The organism is Chryseobacterium pennipullorum, assembly GCF_003384725.1.
GTDB lineage: Bacteria > Bacteroidota > Bacteroidia > Flavobacteriales > Weeksellaceae > Chryseobacterium > Chryseobacterium pennipullorum.
In genome coordinates, this window is sequence record NZ_QNVV01000006.1 from 1 (window position 1) to 19,614 (window position 19,614).

Sequence of the window (19,614 nt, forward strand, 5' to 3'; positions counted from 1 at the left end):
TTAAATGGACTTAGTCCATGGCTATATGCTAAAGAGTTTTTGATCAATTAGAGAATATTTTATATTTATAAACTGTTTGAAAAAGGGTAAGTCTTCAAAAAAGGGAAGTCTTCAAAACAGGGAAGTTTACCGGTTTTTATACTACTTCAAGATAAAAAGTAGAAAAAAAATAATAATTAAGAGACACTATCCCGTAAAGTGTGTAAATTAAAAAATCAGAAGTAACAACAATAGATACAAATCTGTACATTTGTTCTCTTCTTGACTTTACGTTCTAAGAACACTCCATAAACATACACCATTGAAAAAAATTTTCTGCTTTTTGCTTATAGCGTTATCTTGTTTAAAATTATATTCACAGGATACCTATGTATTTTTTGGTTCCTTCAACTGGGACAAAGACACGGAAGGTATTTACGTTTATCAATTGGATACCCTTAAAGGCAAGCTTTCAAAAGTAAGTTCTGCTGGAGGGGTTTTGAATCCTTCATTCCTTGCGTTATCTCCCAATGGAAAGTATCTTTTTGCCTGTACAGAGAGTAAAACAAAAAATGCAGGAAGTGTGAGCAGCTTTGCGTTTGATCCAGGAAAGAAAACCCTGCGTTTTATCAACAGTCAAAAAAGTGGTGGTGAAAATCCGGTATACCTTACGGTTCACCAAAGCGGCAAATGGCTGGTCAATGGAAATTATACTGAAGGTAGTTTTGCAGTATATCCTTTGGGTGCGGACGGAACGATCCAGCCTGCTGTGCAGAATTTCCGGTTTTCAGAGGGAAGTGTGGATCCTGGCAGGCAGGAGCGGGCCCATATCCATGCTGCTGTTTTTTCTCCTGAATCTGACTATCTATTTTTACCAGACCTTGGAGCAGACAAGATCCGGGCTTACCAATTTGAAAGTGAAAAATCCGAGCCTGCAGTCATTGCAGAAAAACCTTTTACGGCAACAACCCCTGGAAGCGGCCCAAGACATTTTACATTTCACCCTAACGGTAAATTTGCTTACTGTATTGAAGAAATGGGAGGAGCAGTAAGCGCTTATGCCTACAAAAACGGACAGCTGAACAACCTCCAGAGAATCTACACGCATTCTGAACAATATAAAAACAATTTTGAAGGCTCTGACATTCATATCTCTCCTGACGGCAGGTTTTTATATGCTTCAAATCGCGGTAGTGAGAACAATATTGCCATATTTTCTATTCAGAATGATGGTACGCTGAAAACCGCAGGCTATCAATCAACACGGGGAAAACATCCCAGAACATTCGCCCTTGATGAGACCGGAAAGTTCATGATTGTCACCAATGTGGTGAGTGGCGATGCATTTGTTTTCAGGCGTGACGCCTAAACAGGATTATTAAAAAAGGTGGGAAAGAGAATAAAAATTAAAAATGTAACCAGTGTACAGATCAGAAAATATTGAACCAGCTCTAAAATAGAAAAGGGCTGTCTCAAACATGTGAGACAGCCCTTCTATATTAAATCAGGATCATGACTAAGCAAGATCAAATCTATCAAGGTTCATCACCTTTGTCCATGCAGCGATGAAATCATTTACAAATTTCTCCTGTGCATCTGCACTTCCGTATACTTCAGCTATTGCTCTCAATTCAGAGTTTGATCCGAAGACAAGATCAGCACGGGTTGCCGTCCATTTAGGCTGGCCTGTAGAACGGTCACTGCCCATATACGTTTCCTGATCTTCCGACATTGCTTTCCATTGGGTTCCCATATCCAGAAGATTGACAAAGAAGTCATTGGTAAGGGCTCCCGGGCGCGTGGTCAATACACCATGCTTGGACCCGTCAAAATTAGTATCCAGGACACGCATTCCTCCTACCAAAACAGTAAGTTCAGGAGCAGTAAGTGTCAATAACTGTGCTTTATCTATTAATAAAGATTCTGTAGAAACCGTGAATTTTCTTTTCAGATAATTACGGAATCCATCAGCAACAGGCTCCAGATATCCCATAGACTCCACATCGGTCTGTTCCTGTGAAGCATCCATTCTTCCAGGTGCAAAAGGAACTTTTACTTCATGACCTGCTGTTCTTGCAGCAGCTTCAACGGCTGCATTTCCTGCCAATACGATGACATCAGCCAGAGAGATTCTTTTACCACCGCTCTGAGAACCGTTAAAATCATTTTGAATTCCCTCAAGTATGCCTAATACTTTCTGCAACTGTGAGGGGTTATTTACCTGCCAGTGTCTCTGAGGCTCCAGTCTGATTCTGGCTCCATTGGCTCCGCCACGCTTATCACTTCCTCTGAAGGTAGAAGCCGAAGCCCAGGCAGTTGAAATAAGTTCGGAAATCGATACTCCGGAATTTAAAATTTTTGCTTTCAGAGCTTCAGAATCGTTCTCATCGATCAATTCGTGGTTAACTTCCGGAATAGGATCCTGCCAGATCAGCTCCTCCTGTGGCACTTCCGGTCCCAGGTAACGGGCCTTTGGTCCCATATCTCTGTGGGTAAGCTTAAACCAGGCTCTTGCAAAGACATCTGCAAAGGCATCCGGGTTTTCGTAGAAATGTCTTGATATTTTTTCATACACAGGATCCAGTCTCAATGACAGATCTGTGGTAAGCATAGTGGGTCTGTGTTTTTTAGAAGCATCAAATGCATCAGGAATGATTTCTGCGCCATCTTTGGCCACCCATTGGTGCGCTCCCGCCGGGCTTTTTGTCAGTTCCCATTCATTTTCGAAAAGATTTTTGAAGAAATAATTGCTCCATTGGGTTGGAGTTTCGGTCCAGGTTACTTCCAGTCCGCTGGAAATCGCATCTCTTCCGCTTCCTGATTTATAGCTGCTGGACCATCCGAGTCCCTGCTGCTCTATTCCTGCTCCTTCAGGTTCTTTACCCACATGATCTGCGGGACCTGCACCATGGGTTTTACCAAAGGTATGTCCCCCCGCAATCAGAGCCACTGTTTCCTCATCATCCATAGCCATCCGTCCGAAAGTATCCCTGATATCTTTGGCTGCAGCAATAGGATCAGGATTTCCATCCGGCCCTTCAGGATTTACATAGATAAGCCCCATCTGTACAGCGGCGAGTGGATTTTCAAGATTTCTGGAATGAATATCACCATCAGCATCGTCATCGGTAGGCAGAACTGCGGAACTGCCTTCTACCACTCCTTCAGATCCATGAGCATAACGGATGTCGCCACCCAGCCATGTTTTCTCAGATCCCCAATATACATCGGAATCCGGTTCCCATACATCTTCTCTCCCACCTGCAAATCCAAATGTTTTAAAGCCCATCGATTCCAGGGCAACGTTTCCGGTCAGGATCAGAAGATCCGCCCATGATATATTTCTTCCATATTTTTGTTTGATCGGCCATAACAACCTTCTTGCCTTATCCAAACTGACATTGTCCGGCCAGCTGTTCAACGGCGCAAAACGCTGCTGTCCCGCTCCGGCTCCTCCTCTACCGTCCCCTACACGGTAAGTTCCGGCACTGTGCCACGCCATACGGATAAACAAGGGACCATAGTGGCCAAAGTCTGCCGGCCACCAATCCTGTGAATCCGTCATCAGGTTATGAAGGTCTTTTTTAACAGCTTCCAGATCCAGGCTTTCGAATGCTTTGGCATAATCAAAATCCTTATCCATAGGATTAGAAAGGGAAGAATGCTGGCGCAAAAGATCGACTCTCAGATGATCCGGCCACCAGTCCGAATTTTGAGTTCCGCCACCGGCAACATTATTCTTCTTCATGGTTCCGTTGTGAAACGGGCATTTACTGATGTCATTCAAATCTTTTTCCATTGTCGTTTATTTTATTTTTATATTGATTAATACGTTTAAATCATCATCCGATGTAAGAACAGGACAAACTTACAACGTCTATTTAATAAATACAATCTATTAATTTTTATTTCAACGATAGTTAAAAACTATAAACAAATAAGTTGAGGCACCATCCGGCTTACTACATAATTGTGGTATTAAGTTAGGCATTTTTTAAATCAACCTGTATAGGAGATGCTCTATTTAGAATAAGTCAACGTAAGAGTATCAAGATGGAAGACGGGGGTTGGAAGCAGGAAGTTTTGCGGGCAATATGGTCACTTTATAATACCTAATACGAATGGAGATATGAGAATATTGTATGCGTTCTTTAAAATTCCGGCATATACAACCTCAAATAATTTACTTATCTTTATCTCTATTAGAAAACATGAACACCTATGAAAAAAGTATTAGTTATCATCCTGGTTGCCTTTATCATGATTCAGTTTTTTCCGATTGACAAAACCAATCCGCCCCCTACTCCCGGTATGGATTTTCTTAAAATTAAAAACAGTCCGGAAAAAATTGCAGCCATCATCAAGACGTCATGCTATGACTGTCATTCCAATGAAACCGTCTATCCATGGTATGCCAATATTTCACCAGCCTCATGGTTTCTGAAAAATCACATCAATGAAGGTCGAAAACACCTTAATTTTTCTACCTTTGCAGTGTATGAACCTAAAAGACAGCTTCATAAGATTGAAGAATGTATAGAAATGGTTGAGAAAAAAGAAATGCCGCTGGAGTCTTATTATATAGGCCATCAGGACGCAAAACTCTCGGATGAGCAGCGTACAGCACTTGTTCAGTATTTCAGGAAAGTAAAGCAAGATACAGAAAGAGGAATCATGTTTAATAAATAAAATCGTGGAAAACTGGGAAAATAAACATATTGTATTTTTTGACGGAGATTGTGGAGTATGCAATTTCTGGGTACAATGGATCCTGGAAAGGGATACAAAAGATAAATTCATGTTTGCATCTCTACAGTCTGACTTCGGGCAGCAGTTTTTATCAGAACGGGGATTGGAAACGAAAGAATTCAATACCATGTATTTGTGGAAGCCAGGTAAGTTTTATCTTATAAAATCAAGAGCGGTACTGAAAATTGCAGGTTTATTAGGAGGCATCTATCAACTTTTGTCGATTGGAAATATTTTGCCTGGATTTTTAAGTGATAAACTGTATGACGTTATTTCCAGAAACAGAATGAAACTTGCCAACCAGAAGTGCTATTTGCCGGATCAGCATCAGAAGAAAAAATTTATTCAGATTTAATCAGCAGCTTTATCTGATTTTCGAAAGAATATAAATTATAAAACCGCCGGGGCTTCCCAGCGGTTTTTATAGATGTAGATAAGGTACAGATTCGGAACTTACTGATTCAAAGACCACACCGAATAGCTGTTCGGCGGACACTGAATTTTCACCCATTTATCCCCTTGTGTCGTAGGATACCAGGTCGAATTTCCTGTAAAATCTTTTATCTGCTGGCTGCTCCAGTTGGTTTCAATCCATCTTTCCTGCCAGCTGGATGATGTATTGATATAGACGACCAGCCCCGGATTACCGTTGTAGCCGTTTCGTCTTGCAATATATTCGTCATTATCGGTATACAAAATAGAGGTGTTTCCGGTTGCTTTGTTGTTGTGGATCCAGATCAGGTTATTCAGTTTGTCCTTATTCAGCCACTCTTCATAATCTCTGTAGAAGATTGTCGGGTAGCCTTCATGGGTCAGAATATAAGCATAGGCCGGCATTTTATTATAGATGATATCCGTATCATGATTGGCTACAAAAGTGACGGCTTTATACGGGTTTCTTTTCCACATCATATCATCATTCAAAACATTTAAATTACCATTATCAAAAGCCTCATCCATTTTGTAATAGGCTGCAAAATCAAACACGGAGCTGTTGGCGTTATTGGCCCACCATTCCAGGGTATTGACATTGGAATCCCACAATTCACCTACGGAGAAACCACCCACTTTAGAATTCCAGGTATTCACCACCCATGGGCCAAAGCCTTTAACATAATCGAATCTCCAACCGTCGAACTTCATAACATTCTTATAGTATTTTGCTACAGAATCATCTCTCCCCCACAACCAGTCCTGCACATGAGGGTTGGCATGGCACAGATCGGGAAAGCCGCCAAATGAACCTTCATCATTGTTGCCATAAGCATTTTTATAAAAGTCATTGTAATTCCTGGTAAACTTTCCGGATGCCACTCCTGAAAAATTCGTCCAGGTATTGGTTCCAGTGTATGGATTGGCTTCAGACTGGCCGCCACTGTTATGATTGATGACAATATCTGCATATACCTGCATATTTTCAGCATGTGCTTTTGTGATCAGTTCTTCCAGCTCGGCCCGGGACCCGAAGCGGGTTTCCACAGTTCCGTTCTGATTGAGATCACCGAAGTCATAATAATCGGTAGGATCATATCCCATGGAATATGCCCCATTCTGTGCTTTGGAAGCCGGTGGGAGCCATACAGCACCGATTCCGGCACCGGACCAGGCCGTTAATTTACTTTTTACAGTATTCCACCAGTTGCCGCCGTCGGGAACGTCCCAATAAAACCCCTGCATCATAACCCCGCCACCTGGACCGGCCACAAACTTACCTGCTGTGGATCCGGATCCGTTACCTGTACTGAACGGACGCCCGTCATGCCGGGTTACCTGTATCATTTTATCGTGGACCTCTGCTTTTGCAGAAGGGTCAGTATTCATTTCATCATTAGTCTGACAGGAGCCCAGCCATACTAAAGCCAGCATGGAAAGGAAAAAATATGTTTTTTTCATGGTAACAATTAATTATCAATATAATAACCAAGGTACAATTTTATTAAAAACAAAGTCTGTTCTAAGAGAAATATTTTTGTTTTTAATAATAATTGAATTGAAAAACCTTCCGGGTATTTTCATTAAAAAATCATAAATTTTTCATATTCTCGGAACAATTTTTCTTTTAATGCATATATTTGCATACTATGGAATACAACACCCAAAAAACTCAGCTTCATATGCCGGAATACGGCAGAATTATACAACAGTTGGTTGAGCGCTGCAAAGAACTTCCTACCAAAGAGGAAAGAAGTGAAATGGCTATGGCAATCATCGATTTTATGGGTCAGAGAAACCCACAACTTCGCGACGAGGACAATTATAAACATAAACTTTGGGATCATCTTTTTATTCTGGCAGATTATGATCTGGATGTGGACTCTCCATATCCGTTTCCTACCAGAGAGCAATTGGCAGAAAAACCTAAAAGGATGGAATATCCGAAACTTCAGGGAGACTTTAAGTTTTACGGAAAAAGTATTCTTCAATTGATCGAAAAAGCAATCGAACTGGAACCGGGCGATGAAAAAGAAGCCCTGATCGAAGTGATCGCCAACAATATGAAGAAATCATACAATGTCTATAATAAAGAACATGTGACGGATGATGTCATCTTCCGCCATCTGAAAGAACTGTCTGAAAACAGGTTGGATCTTACCGGAATTGACTCTCTTGAAAAGAGCAAGATCTATTATACCAGTAATAACAACCGAAACAACAACAGTAATAACAACCGGAACAGCAGCAACAGTAACAATAATAACAAAAACCAACCTAACAAAAGAAGACATAACAACAATCATAAAAACAGAAAATAATGAGTGGAACATTTCAAATACGAGGAGGAAAAAGACTGCAGGGTGAAATAACTCCACAAGGAGCCAAAAATGAGGCTCTCCAGATTTTATGTGCGGTTCTCCTTACTGACGAGGAAGTACGCATCAAAAACATCCCGGACATCCATGACGTCAACAGACTGATTGAAATTCTTGGAGATTTTGGGGTAAAAGTGACTAAAAACGGACAGGGAGATTATACGTTCAAAGCTGACAAAGTAAACTTCGACTATGTAAAATCCAGTGAGTTCAAAAAGGACGGAGCAAAGTTACGTGGATCGATCATGCTGATGGGGCCTATGCTTGCCCGTTATGGTGAAGCTTATATGCCGACGCCGGGTGGTGACAAGATCGGAAGAAGAAGATTGGATACGCACTTCCAGGGGCTGGTAGAACTTGGCGCAGAATTCAACTATGATGAGGATGAATATTTCTACTCTTTAAAAGCTAAAGAGCTAAGAGGAAAGTTTATCCTTTTGGAAGAAGCTTCTGTAACCGGAACCGCTAATATTGTAATGGCTGCAGCACTGGCTAAAGGAAAGACAAGAATCTATAATGCTGCCTGCGAACCTTACCTTCAGCAATTGTGTAAAATGCTGAATCGCATGGGAGCCAACATTTCAGGGATCGGATCAAACCTTGTAACTATTGAAGGGGTAGAATCCCTTCGAGGAACAGAACACACCATGCTTCCGGATATGGTAGAAATCGGATCCTGGATCGGGCTTGCTGCCATGACCAAATCTGAGATCACCATCAAAAATGTAAACTGGAACCAGCTGGGGGTTATTCCGAACACTTTCAGAAAATTAGGAATTGAGCTTGAGCAGAGCAATGATGACATTTATATTCCTGCTCAGGAACATTATAAAATCCAGAAATTTATAGACGGTTCTATCCTTACGATTTCAGACGCTCCATGGCCGGGATTCACTCCGGACCTGCTGTCTATTATTTTAGTGGTAGCTACTCAGGCCAAAGGAAGTATTCTGGTTCATCAGAAGATGTTTGAATCCAGATTATTCTTCGTCGATAAATTAATTGATATGGGAGCGCAGATCATCTTGTGCGACCCGCACAGGGCTACGGTAATCGGGCTGAACCAGGAAGCTCCTCTAAGAGGAACCACCATGGTTTCCCCGGATATCAGAGCCGGAAATGCTCTTCTTATTGCAGCACTGTCTGCAGAAGGCAAATCCATTATCCACAATATCGAGCAAATCGACAGAGGATACGAGAACATCGATGGCAGACTGAAAGCTATCGGTGCCGATATCGAAAGAATTTAAAATTACTTATCAATAATGAGCGTTCAGAGTCATCTGGACGCTTTTTTTATTGCTTGGAAAACCACAAGCTCTATCATCTGCCGTTATAATGATCTCCAGGTATAAAAAAGTGCCCGATAAAAACCGGACACTTCGAGTAATTAAAACTATATGAATCTCACTTATAAATATTTTCTGCAGATGTACTCCACTGTTGTATTTAAAAGTTTATTTTTATTCAGGTAGGATTCCAGATGCTGATAATCCTCTGAATTGACATTAATATATAACTGTACCGAACCAAAACTGTATCCGTTCACATATTCTACATTGGCTGACAACACTCTATGACAGATGCCCAACTGATTATAGATGGTATTCATTAAATGTTCAAATTTCATTTTCCCATTCAACTCTATTTCCAATAACAATTCTTTTTTAGGCAGGTTCAGTTTGTTTTGCAAGACCTGCAGGCCTGGATTAGGTGTAATCATCACTAAACATTTTTGGTTAAACATTCTCAGATCATATACGCTCTGCGTTTAAATCTGTGACAAAAATATAAAAAAATATTAGTCCACCAAATTAGTAGACTAATATTTTTAAAAAAATTTACATATAAAAAAAGAAGCCATTACAGCTTCTTTAATTATTGCAGTTCTAATTCAGGATCAGAAATCATGTAAGGAGGTTGGAAAGACATAAAGTTAATGAGAATCAACAGTACTTCTTTTTATCGTTTCCCGGCTTAAAGATCTCCTACCCTCTCCAGTTTATCAGAACCTGCCAGCCCGTTCGGATTACAGCCCGGCTCTCCTTCCGGAACCTGGATATTTTTCTTATTGTAAAATTCTTCCCAGAATGTATTGGTTTTTCTTGTTTTAGGATCAATGAACGTCATCGGTTCAAGGATGAAAATATGATTTTTTCTGAAGGCTCTTTCTACAAAATCCGAACAGTAATAGGAATTTTCATCCAGAATATAATCGAAATTATAAGGCTTTCCCAGCATCGAATGGGCCTTTTGAATTGCATCCGGAATGAATTTCCGATATTGAGGCTTTAAGCGGTAAACAACTACCCTCTGTCCTTCCACTTCCTGATCTTTAATAAATTCGTTCAGATTCTGCCTCTGAGCGCCCCCTTTGGGAGCAGCATGCAGCACATACCTGTCAGAACCGGCTACTTCAAGGATACCGATATGATCGAAAGAAGCAACTTCTTTTTTCTGGGTCACATTGTTAATAGCCCCTGAAAGTCCGGTCTCTTCCGCCGTGACAAAAAGCAGGTCACCATTCTGGAGATTGGCTGTATTCCTTTGTGAAAGACACTGAACCGATACAATGACCAGAAAAACCAGAAGCAGTGGAATGATTGTTTTTTTGAATTTTTTAGGAACTGGTATTTTTAATGCTGGCATCTGATTTTTATTTCGATCAAAATTACAAAATAGAATTCATTACATTTGTGGGAATATAGAGCTATTTTCATCCAACAAAAACACTGAATACATCTTTTATGCCTCATATTTTACTTCTCGAAGATGACAAAAGACTCTCACGGCTTATCGGCAGAGGACTTCTGGAGCAGGATATGGACGTAAGCTTTGTCTATGACGGTGAAAAAGCAATGGAAATGGCATTATCCCAGGATTTTGACCTCATTATCACGGATATCATCGTTCCGTTGAAAAACGGTCTTGATTTTTGCAGGGAAATAAAGGCTTTAAAGCCCAACACGCCTGTCATCATGCTTACCGCACTGGGAACTACGGATGATAAGCTTGATGGCTTCGATTCCGGGGCGGATGACTATCTCACCAAACCGTTTGAAATGCGTGAACTGATCGCCCGCGCTAAGGTCCTGATGAAAAGATTTTCGCTCCAGGCCCATACGGATCAGGTCCTGCGTTACGAACAGATAGAAATGGACCTTAAGTTGAAATCAGTCAGCAGAAATGGCATTTCCATTAAACTCACTCCAAAAGAGTTTAATCTCATGAAGTATATGCTGGAAAATCCGGAAAGGGTTTTATCCCGTTCTGAAATTGCAGAAAATGTATGGGAAACCCATTTTGATACAGGCACCAATTTTATTGATGTCTACATCAATTACATCAGAAAAAAAATAGACCGGGATTTTGATAATAAGCTGATTCACACAAAAGCAGGAATGGGGTTTATTTTAAAGAGAGGATACGAAGAACAGCAGCAATAAGATTAAGACATGAAAGTCAGAACAAGGCTTACTTTACTGTTTACTTTTGTCACGGCGATGCTGATGGTTTCCTACGGTATTGCAGTGTATTATTCTTCGGTAGAAGCAAGGGAAAATTCGTTTTATGCGCAGCTCAACAATGAAGCCGTCGCCAAAGCCAACCTTTTTTTTCAGAGCACCCTGAATGAAAAAGAAATGCACCGCCTTTACAAAAACAATACGAAAACCATTAATGAGGTTCAGGTTGCCATCTATGATCAGGAGTTTAATCTGATCTATCATGACGATTCAAAAGTAGATTACGTAAAAGAAGATCCGAAAATGCTTTCCCGTATTTTAAAAAATAAAGAAATCAGCTTTTTTATTGATGATCTCCAGGCTGTAGGAACGGTGTATCCTCATGAAGGAAAGAACTACCTCATCACAGCAGCAGGATACGACCAATATGGATATCGTTCGATCAATCACCTTCTCACCATCAGCATCATCGCGTTTATCAGCATCCTTATTCTTACCTATCTGGCCGGAATATTTCTTTCCAAAAAAGCACTGAGTCCGTTGAGTGCTATGGTAGACCAGATTAAAAAAATTACTGCCGGAAAACTTCAGCTCCGCCTGAAGGTATCAAAAGAAAAAGATGAACTTAATGAGCTGGCTCAGAATTTCAACGGAATGCTGGAACGGCTGGAAAATTCTTTTGATGCCCAAAAACATTTTGTATCCAATATTTCACATGAGCTGCGGACTCCCCTTTCAGCGATGATTACAGAGCTGGAACTGGCTTCTGAAAAAGAACAGACGCGGGAAGGATATCAACAGACGATTCAATGCGCACTGGGTGACGCCCGTAATATGGTGAAACTTTCCAACAGCCTGATGGACCTTGCCAAAGCAAGCTACGACCCCAATGAAATCAGCTTTTCTGAAGTAAGGCTTGATGAAATACTCCTTGAATCTTATGCTACCATCACAAGGGAAAATCCGGATTATAAAGTGTCCGTGAACATCAATGATACCTTGGAAGAGCACCAGCTTATCATGCAGGGCAATGAATACCTCCTGCAGGTTGCTTTTAACAACCTTATTGATAATGCGTGCAAATATTCGCCAGAACACGTCTGTTCCATCGCAGTTGGCATCGATACCGAAGGACTTGTGATCAGTTTTACCAATTCCGGAATTGTTATTTCGAATGAAGATTTAAAGCATATTTTTGAGCCTTTCTACAGAAGTGAAAACTCTAAACAAGAAAAAGGATACGGAATCGGACTTTTCCTTACCGAGAAGATCATCCATCTCCATCATGCGTCCATTATCGTTGTATCAGGAAATAACGAAACGGTTTTTACCGTATTATTCAACCATCAGGCTTAATCTTTAACCGCTTTACTGAAAACTGTGGTTCCTATGCTGGCTGCAATAACGCACATAATAGAAACCCACTGCAAAAACGTTAATTGCTCTGCCAAAAACAATAATCCTGAAAGTGCAGCAAAGGCAGGTTCCAAGCTCATCAGAATACTAAAAGTCTTTGCCGGAAGCCTTTTCAGAGCAATCATTTCCAATGAAAACGGTAAAGCACTCGAAAGAATAGCGACACCAAGACCTTTGATAAAAATGGTTGGAGTAAGATTGAAGACCGCTCCATCCCATATGGTAAATGGAATAATCACCAGACTTGCAAAAAGCATCCCCGTAGTCACAGCGTCTTTTCCATCCATGATTTTGGAAACCTTTCCACCCATTACGATATAGAGAGCCCAAAACATCCCTGCCAGGAAAGCCAGACCAAGTCCTACCAGGTCCACATGGTCATTCTGCCAGGGAACAATAAGTAATATTCCCACACAAGCCAGCAGGGCCCATATCACGTCCAGTAATTTACGGGACAAAGCCAGGGCCAGAAACAGAGGTCCTGCAAATTCTACGGTCACTGCCAGCCCCAGAGGAATTCTTTGGATGGCCATATAAAAAATAAGATTCATCGCTGCCAATCCTACCCCATATATCGCACAGTATTTCCATTTCTGTTTTGTGAATTCCAAAAATTTAGGCCGATTGATCAACGTAAGCAGAACCGCCGAAAGCACAATTCTTAATGTAACAGTTCCAATGGCTCCTATAGCAGGGAAAAGCTGCTTCGCAATAGAAGCTCCACCCTGTACACAGATAATCGCTAAAAGTGTGGCGGCTACCGCTACATCTGATTTTTTCATTTCTAAAATTTATAATTCACCCTACAATATCAGTATGAAGTCTGGGAAATAAAAAAATCTTGTTTCCCTGCGATGAACTGCCGGAATCATACTGCAAAAGACAGATCAAATGTATTGAAATTTTACCTTCCAAAAAACACTATTGTTTGCAATAGGTCCTGCCCTCACCCTAAGATTCTTAAGCCATCATACCGTGAAGCACCTTTCCTTCTAATAAAATTCTAATAACATTCTAAGGCTTTTCTAACGGTAAAAAAAATACTTCATTTCTACTTTTGCACAGTAAAAAATAAAGCATATGGACCCAGATCCTTCCCGTAGTTATCAACCAAAGCTTTAGTTGTACCGCTTTTCCCGTACAGCTGATAAGCTTCATCAAAACAGGAAAAGTTATGAATACATTTGAATTTACCCTTCGTTTACTCACGGCATTCTGCCTCGGGGCCGGTATCGGTTTCGAAAGACAGTGGCGCAAAAAGAATGCGGGACTCCGAACCAATACTTTGGTCTGCATAGGCTCCGCTGCCTTTGTCCTGATTGCCATCAGAATTGGTGGTGATGCCGCCGGAAGAATCACCTCCTATATTGTAAGTGGCATAGGTTTTCTCGGTGGTGGGGTCATCATGAAAGACGGCCTTACCGTAAGAGGACTGAATACCGCTGCCACCTTATGGTGTTCCGCTGCCATAGGAGCATTATGTGCCCTCGGATATCCCATAGAAGCACTGATTACCGTCTTCTTCATTGTCTCCACGAATATATTTCTCCGGCCTGTACTCTCGTCCCGAAAAGACGCCCGGAGCCAAAAACTTGTCCGCAAGAAAAAAAGTGAAACAAAAACAAAATCAGCAATAGTACCCAATTTTTTTAGATCATGAAAAAAATAATCTTATGCAGTATTATCCTTTTTACAGTCTCCTGCAAAGACCCTATACCCCAACCCCCGAAAGAACAGGAAATAAAAGCGGAAGGAGATCAGGTAATCATCCCTGAAAGCAGCCCCGTTTTAAAAAAAATATCAACATTGCAGGTCAATAACCAGGAATACAATCACGACATTACCTCTGTAGGAACCATAGAAGCTATTCCTAATAATTATGCTGAAATAGCAAGCCCGTTTTCCGGGAGAGTGACAAAAGCATTCGTTACTATTGGTCAGAAGGTCAATGCCGGAAGTCCTCTTTTTGAAGTGCTTTCTTCCGGTTACCTGGATATACAGAAGGAATATTCTGATGCACTGAATGAAGCAGGACTGGCTGAAAAAAAATACAAACGCCAGCAGGACCTGGTAAAGCACGGAGTAGGAATCCAGAAGGAGCTGGAGGAAGCAGAAACAGAATTCAAAAACAAAAAAATATCATTATCCAATGCTTCTACTGCATTGAAAATATACAACAGCCAGGGTAAAAGCTCCGGAGGACTGATTGTAAGAGCTCCCATCCAGGGGGAAGTGATTTCAAATAAAATCGTCACGGGCCAATATCTCAGGGAAGACGCTGAACCCGTGATGGTGGTTGCAGAATTATCAAAAGTTTGGATCTCCGGAGAAGTAAAGGAAAAGGACCTGCGGTTCATCAGGAACGGCGATCAGGTATCTGTAAAAGTAAGTACTTATCCGGACAGGGCAATTACCGGCAAGGTATATCACATCAATGACTGGGTAGATGAAGCAACACGAAGTATAAAAGTATTGATACAGTGTGACAACCCTGACAGAACATTAAAACCTGGCATGTTTGCCACCATTACGTATTCCACCGATTCTGAAAACACAATTATTATCCCGACCTCTGCATTAATGCAAAAAGATGACCATCAGTATGTATGGCTTAAAACAGGAAAAAACCGCTTCACAAAAAGAGATATAACCACAGCTGAAGCCTCTGAAAAAACGGTAAAAGTTACTTCAGGTCTTACTACAGGTGATGAAATAATGACTACAGGAGGAATTTACCTGCTGGATGTAAAATAAATGTCGAATGAGGGAGCAGCATGTTCCCGCTAAACTTAGCATATGAAAAAGTTATTAACCGTTTCTATTCAAAAAAAGTGGCTGATACTGGCCCTCTTTATATTATTAGGGTTTTTCGGATATTATTCATGGACAAAACTTTCCGTCGAAGCATATCCGGATATTGCTGATACAACTTCACAGGTCGTTACCCAGGTACAGGGATTGGCAGCTGAAGAAGTGGAACAGCAGATCACCATCCCGCTCGAAAGAGCCCTTAACGGTATTCCGGGCATGCATGTCATGAGGAGTAAGAGTACCTTCGGACTCTCCATGATTACCATCGTTTTTGACGACGGAATAGATGATTACTGGGCAAGACAGCGCATTCAGGAAAGACTTGCTGAAGTTTCACTACCCTATGGGGCACAGCCGGGGCTGGATCCCTTGACCTCTCCTGTAGGGGAAATCTACAGGTATGTCATTGAAAGTGATAACCAAAGCTTACGGGAACTTACCGATCTTCAGAATTTCGTGATTATCCCCAGGATAAAACAGGTTTCGGGAATTGCTGATGTTACCAATTTCGGGGGTATTACCACCCAGTTTCAGGTTGAGCTTGACCCCGGTAAACTTGAACAGTATGGACTTTCTTTGGCTGAGGTTATTGAAACCATCAGTAAAAACAATGCCAGTGCAGGAGGAAGCATGCTTCCACGGGGGGATCTCGCTTATGTTGTTCGCGGAATCGGGCTGATTAAAAATCTTGATGATCTTGGGAAAACCGTTGTCAAAACAGAAAAAGGAGTTCCTGTTTTCCTGAACGATATCGGAGCTTTAAAGTATGGAAATCTTGAACGCAAAGGAATCCTGGGGTTTACAGACCGGCAGAGAAATTACAATGAAAGCGTAGGCGGAATTGTTCTTTTGCTGAAAGGTCAAAACCCATCACAGGTACTGACAGGAGTTCATGAGGCAGTAGAGGAACTCAATAAGAATATTCTGCCTGCCGGAGTACAGATCCACACGTATCTGGACAGAACCGACCTGGTAAAAACTACTTTAACTACGGTATCCCACACATTAACAGAAGGAATTGTACTGGTCATCATCATACTGATTGTCTTCCTGGGAAGCTGGAGAGGAGCTTTACTCACCGCTATTACAATTCCTTTTTCTCTTCTTATCGCCTTCATTCTCATGTATTTCACCAATATCCCGGCCAATCTCCTTTCTTTGGGCGCTATAGATTTCGGGATTATTGTAGATGGATCTATTGTAATGCTGGAGGCTATTTTGAAGAAAAGAGAAGATCATCCGGATGAGGAACTTGAAGAAAAGACCATCATTCAGAAAGCGGCTGAAATTGCCAAACCTATTTTCTTTTCAGGGGTTATAATTATCACCGCCTATCTTCCTCTGTTTGCCTTTGAAAGGGTGGAAAAAAAACTGTTTACCCCTATGGCATTCACCGTAGGCTATGCATTGTTGGGAGCTTTAGCTGTAGCCCTGCTGCTGATCCCGGGACTGGCCTATATGATCTATAAAAAACCGAGAAAAATCTATCATAACAAATGGCTTGAAAAAGTAAGCACAGCTTACGGAAAGGGGATTGATAAGATAATGTCTGCCCCGCGAAAAATCTTTATTCCCGTGGGAATAGTACTTCTGGGAGCTGGCATCCTGTCATATCACGTGGGCAAAGATTTCCTGCCGGAGCTTGATGAAGGATCTATCTGGCTGCAGGTACAGCTCCCTCCAGGCATTTCTTTGAAAAAAGCACAGGAAATGAGTGATTCTCTACGCCTCAGAACAATTAAGCACTCCGAAGTAACCTATATTATGGTGCAGGCTGGCCGTAATGATGATGGTACCGATCCATGGACTGCTTCCCACTTTGAAGTCTCTGTAGGAATAAAGCCTTATAAAGAATGGCCGTCGGGAAAAACAAAGGCAGACCTTATCCGGGAACTGGCAGAAGATTATAAAGGAATGCCCGGTTTCACGGTAGGATTCTCCCAACCTATGATCGATGGGGTAATGGATAAAATATCCGGTGCACACAGTGAGCTGGTTGTCAAAATATATGGTGATGATTTCGCTGGAACCAGAAATGTTGCCGAAAATATACTCTCTCTACTCAAAAAAGTTCCGGGATCAGCAGATCTGGCGATTGATCAGGAGCCGCCTCTCCCCCAGCTGCAGATTATTGCGGACAGAAATAAAATCGCACAGTACGGGCTTAATGTCTCTGATGTCACTGACCTTATCGAAACAGCTCTCGGCGGAAAAGCAGTGTCCCAGATATTTATCGGTAACAAAGTCTACGACATTTCCTGCCGCTATGTGGAAAGCAGCCGGAATACACCTGAAAAAATCGGTAATCTGATGCTGGCTTCATCTTCAGGAGCAAAAATTCCGCTTTCCCAGATTGCTGCTGTGAAGCTCAGTACAGGAGAAAGTACCATCACCAGGGAAATGAACAAAAGACACCTTACCGTAAAACTGAATCTGCGGGGAAGAGATCTTACCTCGTTCCTCAGCGAAGCCCAGCAAAGCATTGAAAAAAATGTACGCTATGATCATGAGAAATACCAGATCAGATGGGGTGGCCAGTTTGAAAATAAAAACAGAGCTTACTCCAGGCTGGCCGTCATTGTCCCGTTAGCCCTGGCCATTATGTTCCTGTTGCTTTATGGAGCATTTGGTACTTTCAGACAGGCGATTGTATTGATGAGTATTATTCCCCTTGCTTTATTTGGTGGAATGCTGGCTCTTAATATCCGTGGAATGTCATTGAATGTCTCCTCTGCTGTAGGTTTTATCGCTTTATTCGGAGTAGCCATTCAGAATGGAGTGATCATGGTCTCCCACATCAACACCCTGCGGAAAAATGGAATTGACCTTAAAAATTCGGTTATGCAGGGCGCGAAAGACCGCTTCCGGCCTGTATTGATGACTGCCTCTGTTGCTATCATCGGACTTCTGCCGGCATCTTTGGCCACCGGAATTGGGTCGGATGTTCAGAGACCTTTGGCAACCGTCATTGTCTACGGACTGATGTTCTCCACCTTCCTTACCCTGTTTGTATTGCCCGCAATCTATTATTTAGCTGAACAACGTTTTGAAAAACAAAATGCATCTTCCCATGAAATCTAATATTTTTTTTAGCCTGCTTTTTTGTGTATTTGTAAACATAGAGCTTCAGGCTCAGACCGAAAAACAATCCTTGAGCTTCAATGAATATCTTATGGATGTTAAAGATAAAAACCTTGGTTTGGCTGCGCAGAAGTATAATATCAGTATAGCAGAAGCATCTGTTCTTACCGCAGGGATGTTTCCCGATCCGCAGATAGGAATAGAAAGTTCCAACAATGGAGTCTCCAAAGACATGGGCTACACCATGGAAGGAGAAGTAAGCTGGACCCTGGAACTTGGTGGTAAAAGAAAAGCAAGAATAGAAACGGCAAAAAACGAAGCTGAGTATTCAAAGTTACAGCTGCAGGACTACCTGAGAAATCTTCTTGCCGATGCAACCCTCGGGTATGTTGATGCTTTAAAGTCAAAGGCTCTTTTAAGTGTTCAGAAAGAATCCTACCAGACAATGCTGAAGCTGGCGAAATCAGACAGCATCCGGTATAAACTGGGGGATATTTCCAGGGTCACTTCCCAGCAGAGCAGACTTGAAGCAGCGTCTTTACTTAATGAGGTATATCATCTGGAAGGTACCGCCCAACAGTCCGTGACAGCTCTTTCTGATTTTGTCGGAAGTGATAGCTCAGGAAAAGAGATTATGGGAGACCTCAACGCTTTCAACAGGACTTTTGAATTAAATGATCTTATTATAAAAGCGTTTAATGAAAGAGCAGACCTTTTAGCTTCTAAACAGAATATCCATACCACCAGAAGCCGTATTAAACTTGAAAAAGCAAACCGTGTCATTGACCTGGGAATAAGTGCCGGTGCGGGCCGCAATACCGTTGCTACTAACGAAATAGCTCCCTCACCAGCCGTCAACACCGTAAAACTGGGGCTTAGTATTCCGTTGAAGTTTTCAAACCGCCGGAATATGGATCTGAAGATCGCTGAAATGGGTTATTCACAAGCGGAAACCGAATACAGACAGATTGAAAACAGGGTCCGGATGGAAGTAACGCAGGCTTACCAGCAATATGTATCGGCCCAAAATCAGTTGCGCCAATTTGACAACGGTATGCTGAAAGAAGCAGAGAGCATTCTGAAAGGAATTACCTACAGCTATCAGCGGGGAGAAAGTTCAATCCTGGAAGTTCTCAATGCCCAGCGTACCTATAATGAGCTGAGACAAAACTATTTTCAGCTCCTGGCAGAAAACGCTTCTGCCTTAATTGAGCTGGAGCGGAAAACAGGAATCTGGGATATTGAATTTTAGAATAAATGGAAGCCAGGAAGCAGGAGGGCCGGACAGTTTTACAACACTTCCC

Annotated in this window: 16 protein-coding genes; 11 read left to right on the forward strand and 5 right to left on the reverse strand. The window is 41.8% G+C overall.

The features are described from left to right. The first annotated feature begins 322 nt into the window (after positions 1-322). Positions 323-1,348: a lactonase family protein gene (locus DRF67_RS08450; RefSeq protein ID WP_228435767.1), complete on the forward strand. Its 1,026-nt coding sequence runs from the start codon at positions 323-325 to the stop codon at positions 1,346-1,348. Between the two features lie 147 nt (positions 1,349-1,495). On the opposite strand, the gene katG is transcribed toward DRF67_RS08450, so the two are convergent. Further along, entirely contained in the window at positions 1,496-3,778 is a 2,283-nt protein-coding gene (katG, locus tag DRF67_RS08455; protein WP_115927869.1) for a catalase/peroxidase HPI, read from the reverse strand. Positions 3,779-4,200: 422 nt separating this feature from the next. On the opposite strand from katG, the gene DRF67_RS08460 reads away from it, so the two are divergent. Further along, positions 4,201-4,668 carry a heme-binding domain-containing protein gene (locus DRF67_RS08460; protein ID WP_115927870.1) on the forward strand — a complete coding sequence of 156 codons (468 nt, stop codon included), beginning with the start codon at positions 4,201-4,203 and terminating at the stop codon, positions 4,666-4,668. A 4-nt stretch (positions 4,669-4,672) separates the two neighbouring features. Beyond that, the gene (locus DRF67_RS08465; protein WP_115927871.1) at positions 4,673-5,083 is read left to right on the forward strand and encodes a thiol-disulfide oxidoreductase DCC family protein; all 411 of its coding nucleotides are present in this window, start codon (positions 4,673-4,675) and stop codon (positions 5,081-5,083) included. A 98-nt stretch (positions 5,084-5,181) separates the two neighbouring features. Here DRF67_RS08465 and DRF67_RS08470 read toward each other — a convergent pair whose 3' ends face one another. Then, positions 5,182-6,621 carry an alpha-amylase gene (locus DRF67_RS08470; RefSeq protein ID WP_115927872.1) on the reverse strand — a complete coding sequence of 480 codons (1,440 nt, stop codon included), beginning with the start codon at positions 6,619-6,621 and terminating at the stop codon, positions 5,182-5,184. Positions 6,622-6,809: 188 nt separating this feature from the next. Between DRF67_RS08470 and DRF67_RS08475 the strand changes: the two genes are divergently transcribed. Both DRF67_RS08475 and murA read left to right on the forward strand, forming a co-directional pair. Continuing rightward, positions 6,810-7,481, forward strand: coding sequence for a DUF4290 domain-containing protein (locus tag DRF67_RS08475; protein ID WP_115927873.1), 672 nt, complete (start codon positions 6,810-6,812; stop codon positions 7,479-7,481). Further along, a complete protein-coding gene (gene murA, locus DRF67_RS08480; RefSeq protein ID WP_115927874.1) occupies positions 7,481-8,788 on the forward strand; it encodes a UDP-N-acetylglucosamine 1-carboxyvinyltransferase in 1,308 nt (435 codons plus the stop codon). The genes DRF67_RS08475 and murA overlap by 1 nt, the downstream gene beginning before the upstream one ends. Positions 8,789-8,949: 161 nt before the next feature. Here murA and DRF67_RS08485 read toward each other — a convergent pair whose 3' ends face one another. Continuing rightward, complete coding sequence (locus DRF67_RS08485) at positions 8,950-9,261, reverse strand: NIL domain-containing protein (RefSeq protein ID WP_115928024.1); 312 nt, start codon at positions 9,259-9,261, stop codon at positions 8,950-8,952. 254 nt (positions 9,262-9,515) lie between these two features. Further along, positions 9,516-10,187, reverse strand: a complete 672-nt coding sequence (locus DRF67_RS08490; RefSeq protein ID WP_115927875.1) for a YiiX/YebB-like N1pC/P60 family cysteine hydrolase — start codon at positions 10,185-10,187, stop codon at positions 9,516-9,518. Positions 10,188-10,285: 98 nt separating this feature from the next. On the opposite strand from DRF67_RS08490, the gene DRF67_RS08495 reads away from it, so the two are divergent. Together DRF67_RS08495 and DRF67_RS08500 are read left to right on the forward strand one after the other, a co-directional pair. Beyond that, on the forward strand, positions 10,286-10,984 hold the full coding sequence (locus tag DRF67_RS08495) for a response regulator transcription factor (protein ID WP_115927876.1): 699 nt from the start codon (positions 10,286-10,288) through the stop codon (positions 10,982-10,984). A 9-nt stretch (positions 10,985-10,993) separates the two neighbouring features. Further along, on the forward strand, positions 10,994-12,358 hold the full coding sequence (locus tag DRF67_RS08500; RefSeq protein WP_115927877.1) for a sensor histidine kinase: 1,365 nt from the start codon (positions 10,994-10,996) through the stop codon (positions 12,356-12,358). On the opposite strand, the gene DRF67_RS08505 is transcribed toward DRF67_RS08500, so the two are convergent. After that, positions 12,355-13,200: an EamA family transporter gene (locus DRF67_RS08505; protein ID WP_115927878.1), complete on the reverse strand. Its 846-nt coding sequence runs from the start codon at positions 13,198-13,200 to the stop codon at positions 12,355-12,357. The genes DRF67_RS08500 and DRF67_RS08505 overlap by 4 nt on opposite strands. 392 nt (positions 13,201-13,592) lie before the next feature. On the opposite strand from DRF67_RS08505, the gene DRF67_RS08510 reads away from it, so the two are divergent. Genes DRF67_RS08510 through DRF67_RS08525 form a run of 4 tightly spaced genes read left to right on the forward strand, consistent with a single transcriptional unit; the run spans position 13,593 to position 19,562 of the window. Continuing rightward, positions 13,593-14,078 (forward strand): MgtC/SapB family protein, encoded by a 486-nt coding sequence (locus tag DRF67_RS08510; RefSeq protein ID WP_115927879.1) that lies wholly within the window; start codon positions 13,593-13,595, stop codon positions 14,076-14,078. Continuing rightward, on the forward strand, positions 14,075-15,172 hold the full coding sequence (locus DRF67_RS08515) for an efflux RND transporter periplasmic adaptor subunit (RefSeq protein WP_115927880.1): 1,098 nt from the start codon (positions 14,075-14,077) through the stop codon (positions 15,170-15,172). Before DRF67_RS08510 ends, DRF67_RS08515 begins: the two co-directional genes overlap by 4 nt. A 42-nt stretch (positions 15,173-15,214) precedes the next feature. After that, on the forward strand, positions 15,215-18,310 hold the full coding sequence (locus tag DRF67_RS08520; RefSeq protein WP_115927881.1) for an efflux RND transporter permease subunit: 3,096 nt from the start codon (positions 15,215-15,217) through the stop codon (positions 18,308-18,310). Continuing rightward, the gene (locus tag DRF67_RS08525) at positions 18,300-19,562 is read left to right on the forward strand and encodes a TolC family protein (protein ID WP_115927882.1); all 1,263 of its coding nucleotides are present in this window, start codon (positions 18,300-18,302) and stop codon (positions 19,560-19,562) included. Before DRF67_RS08520 ends, DRF67_RS08525 begins: the two co-directional genes overlap by 11 nt. The last annotated feature ends 52 nt before the right edge of the window (positions 19,563-19,614 follow it).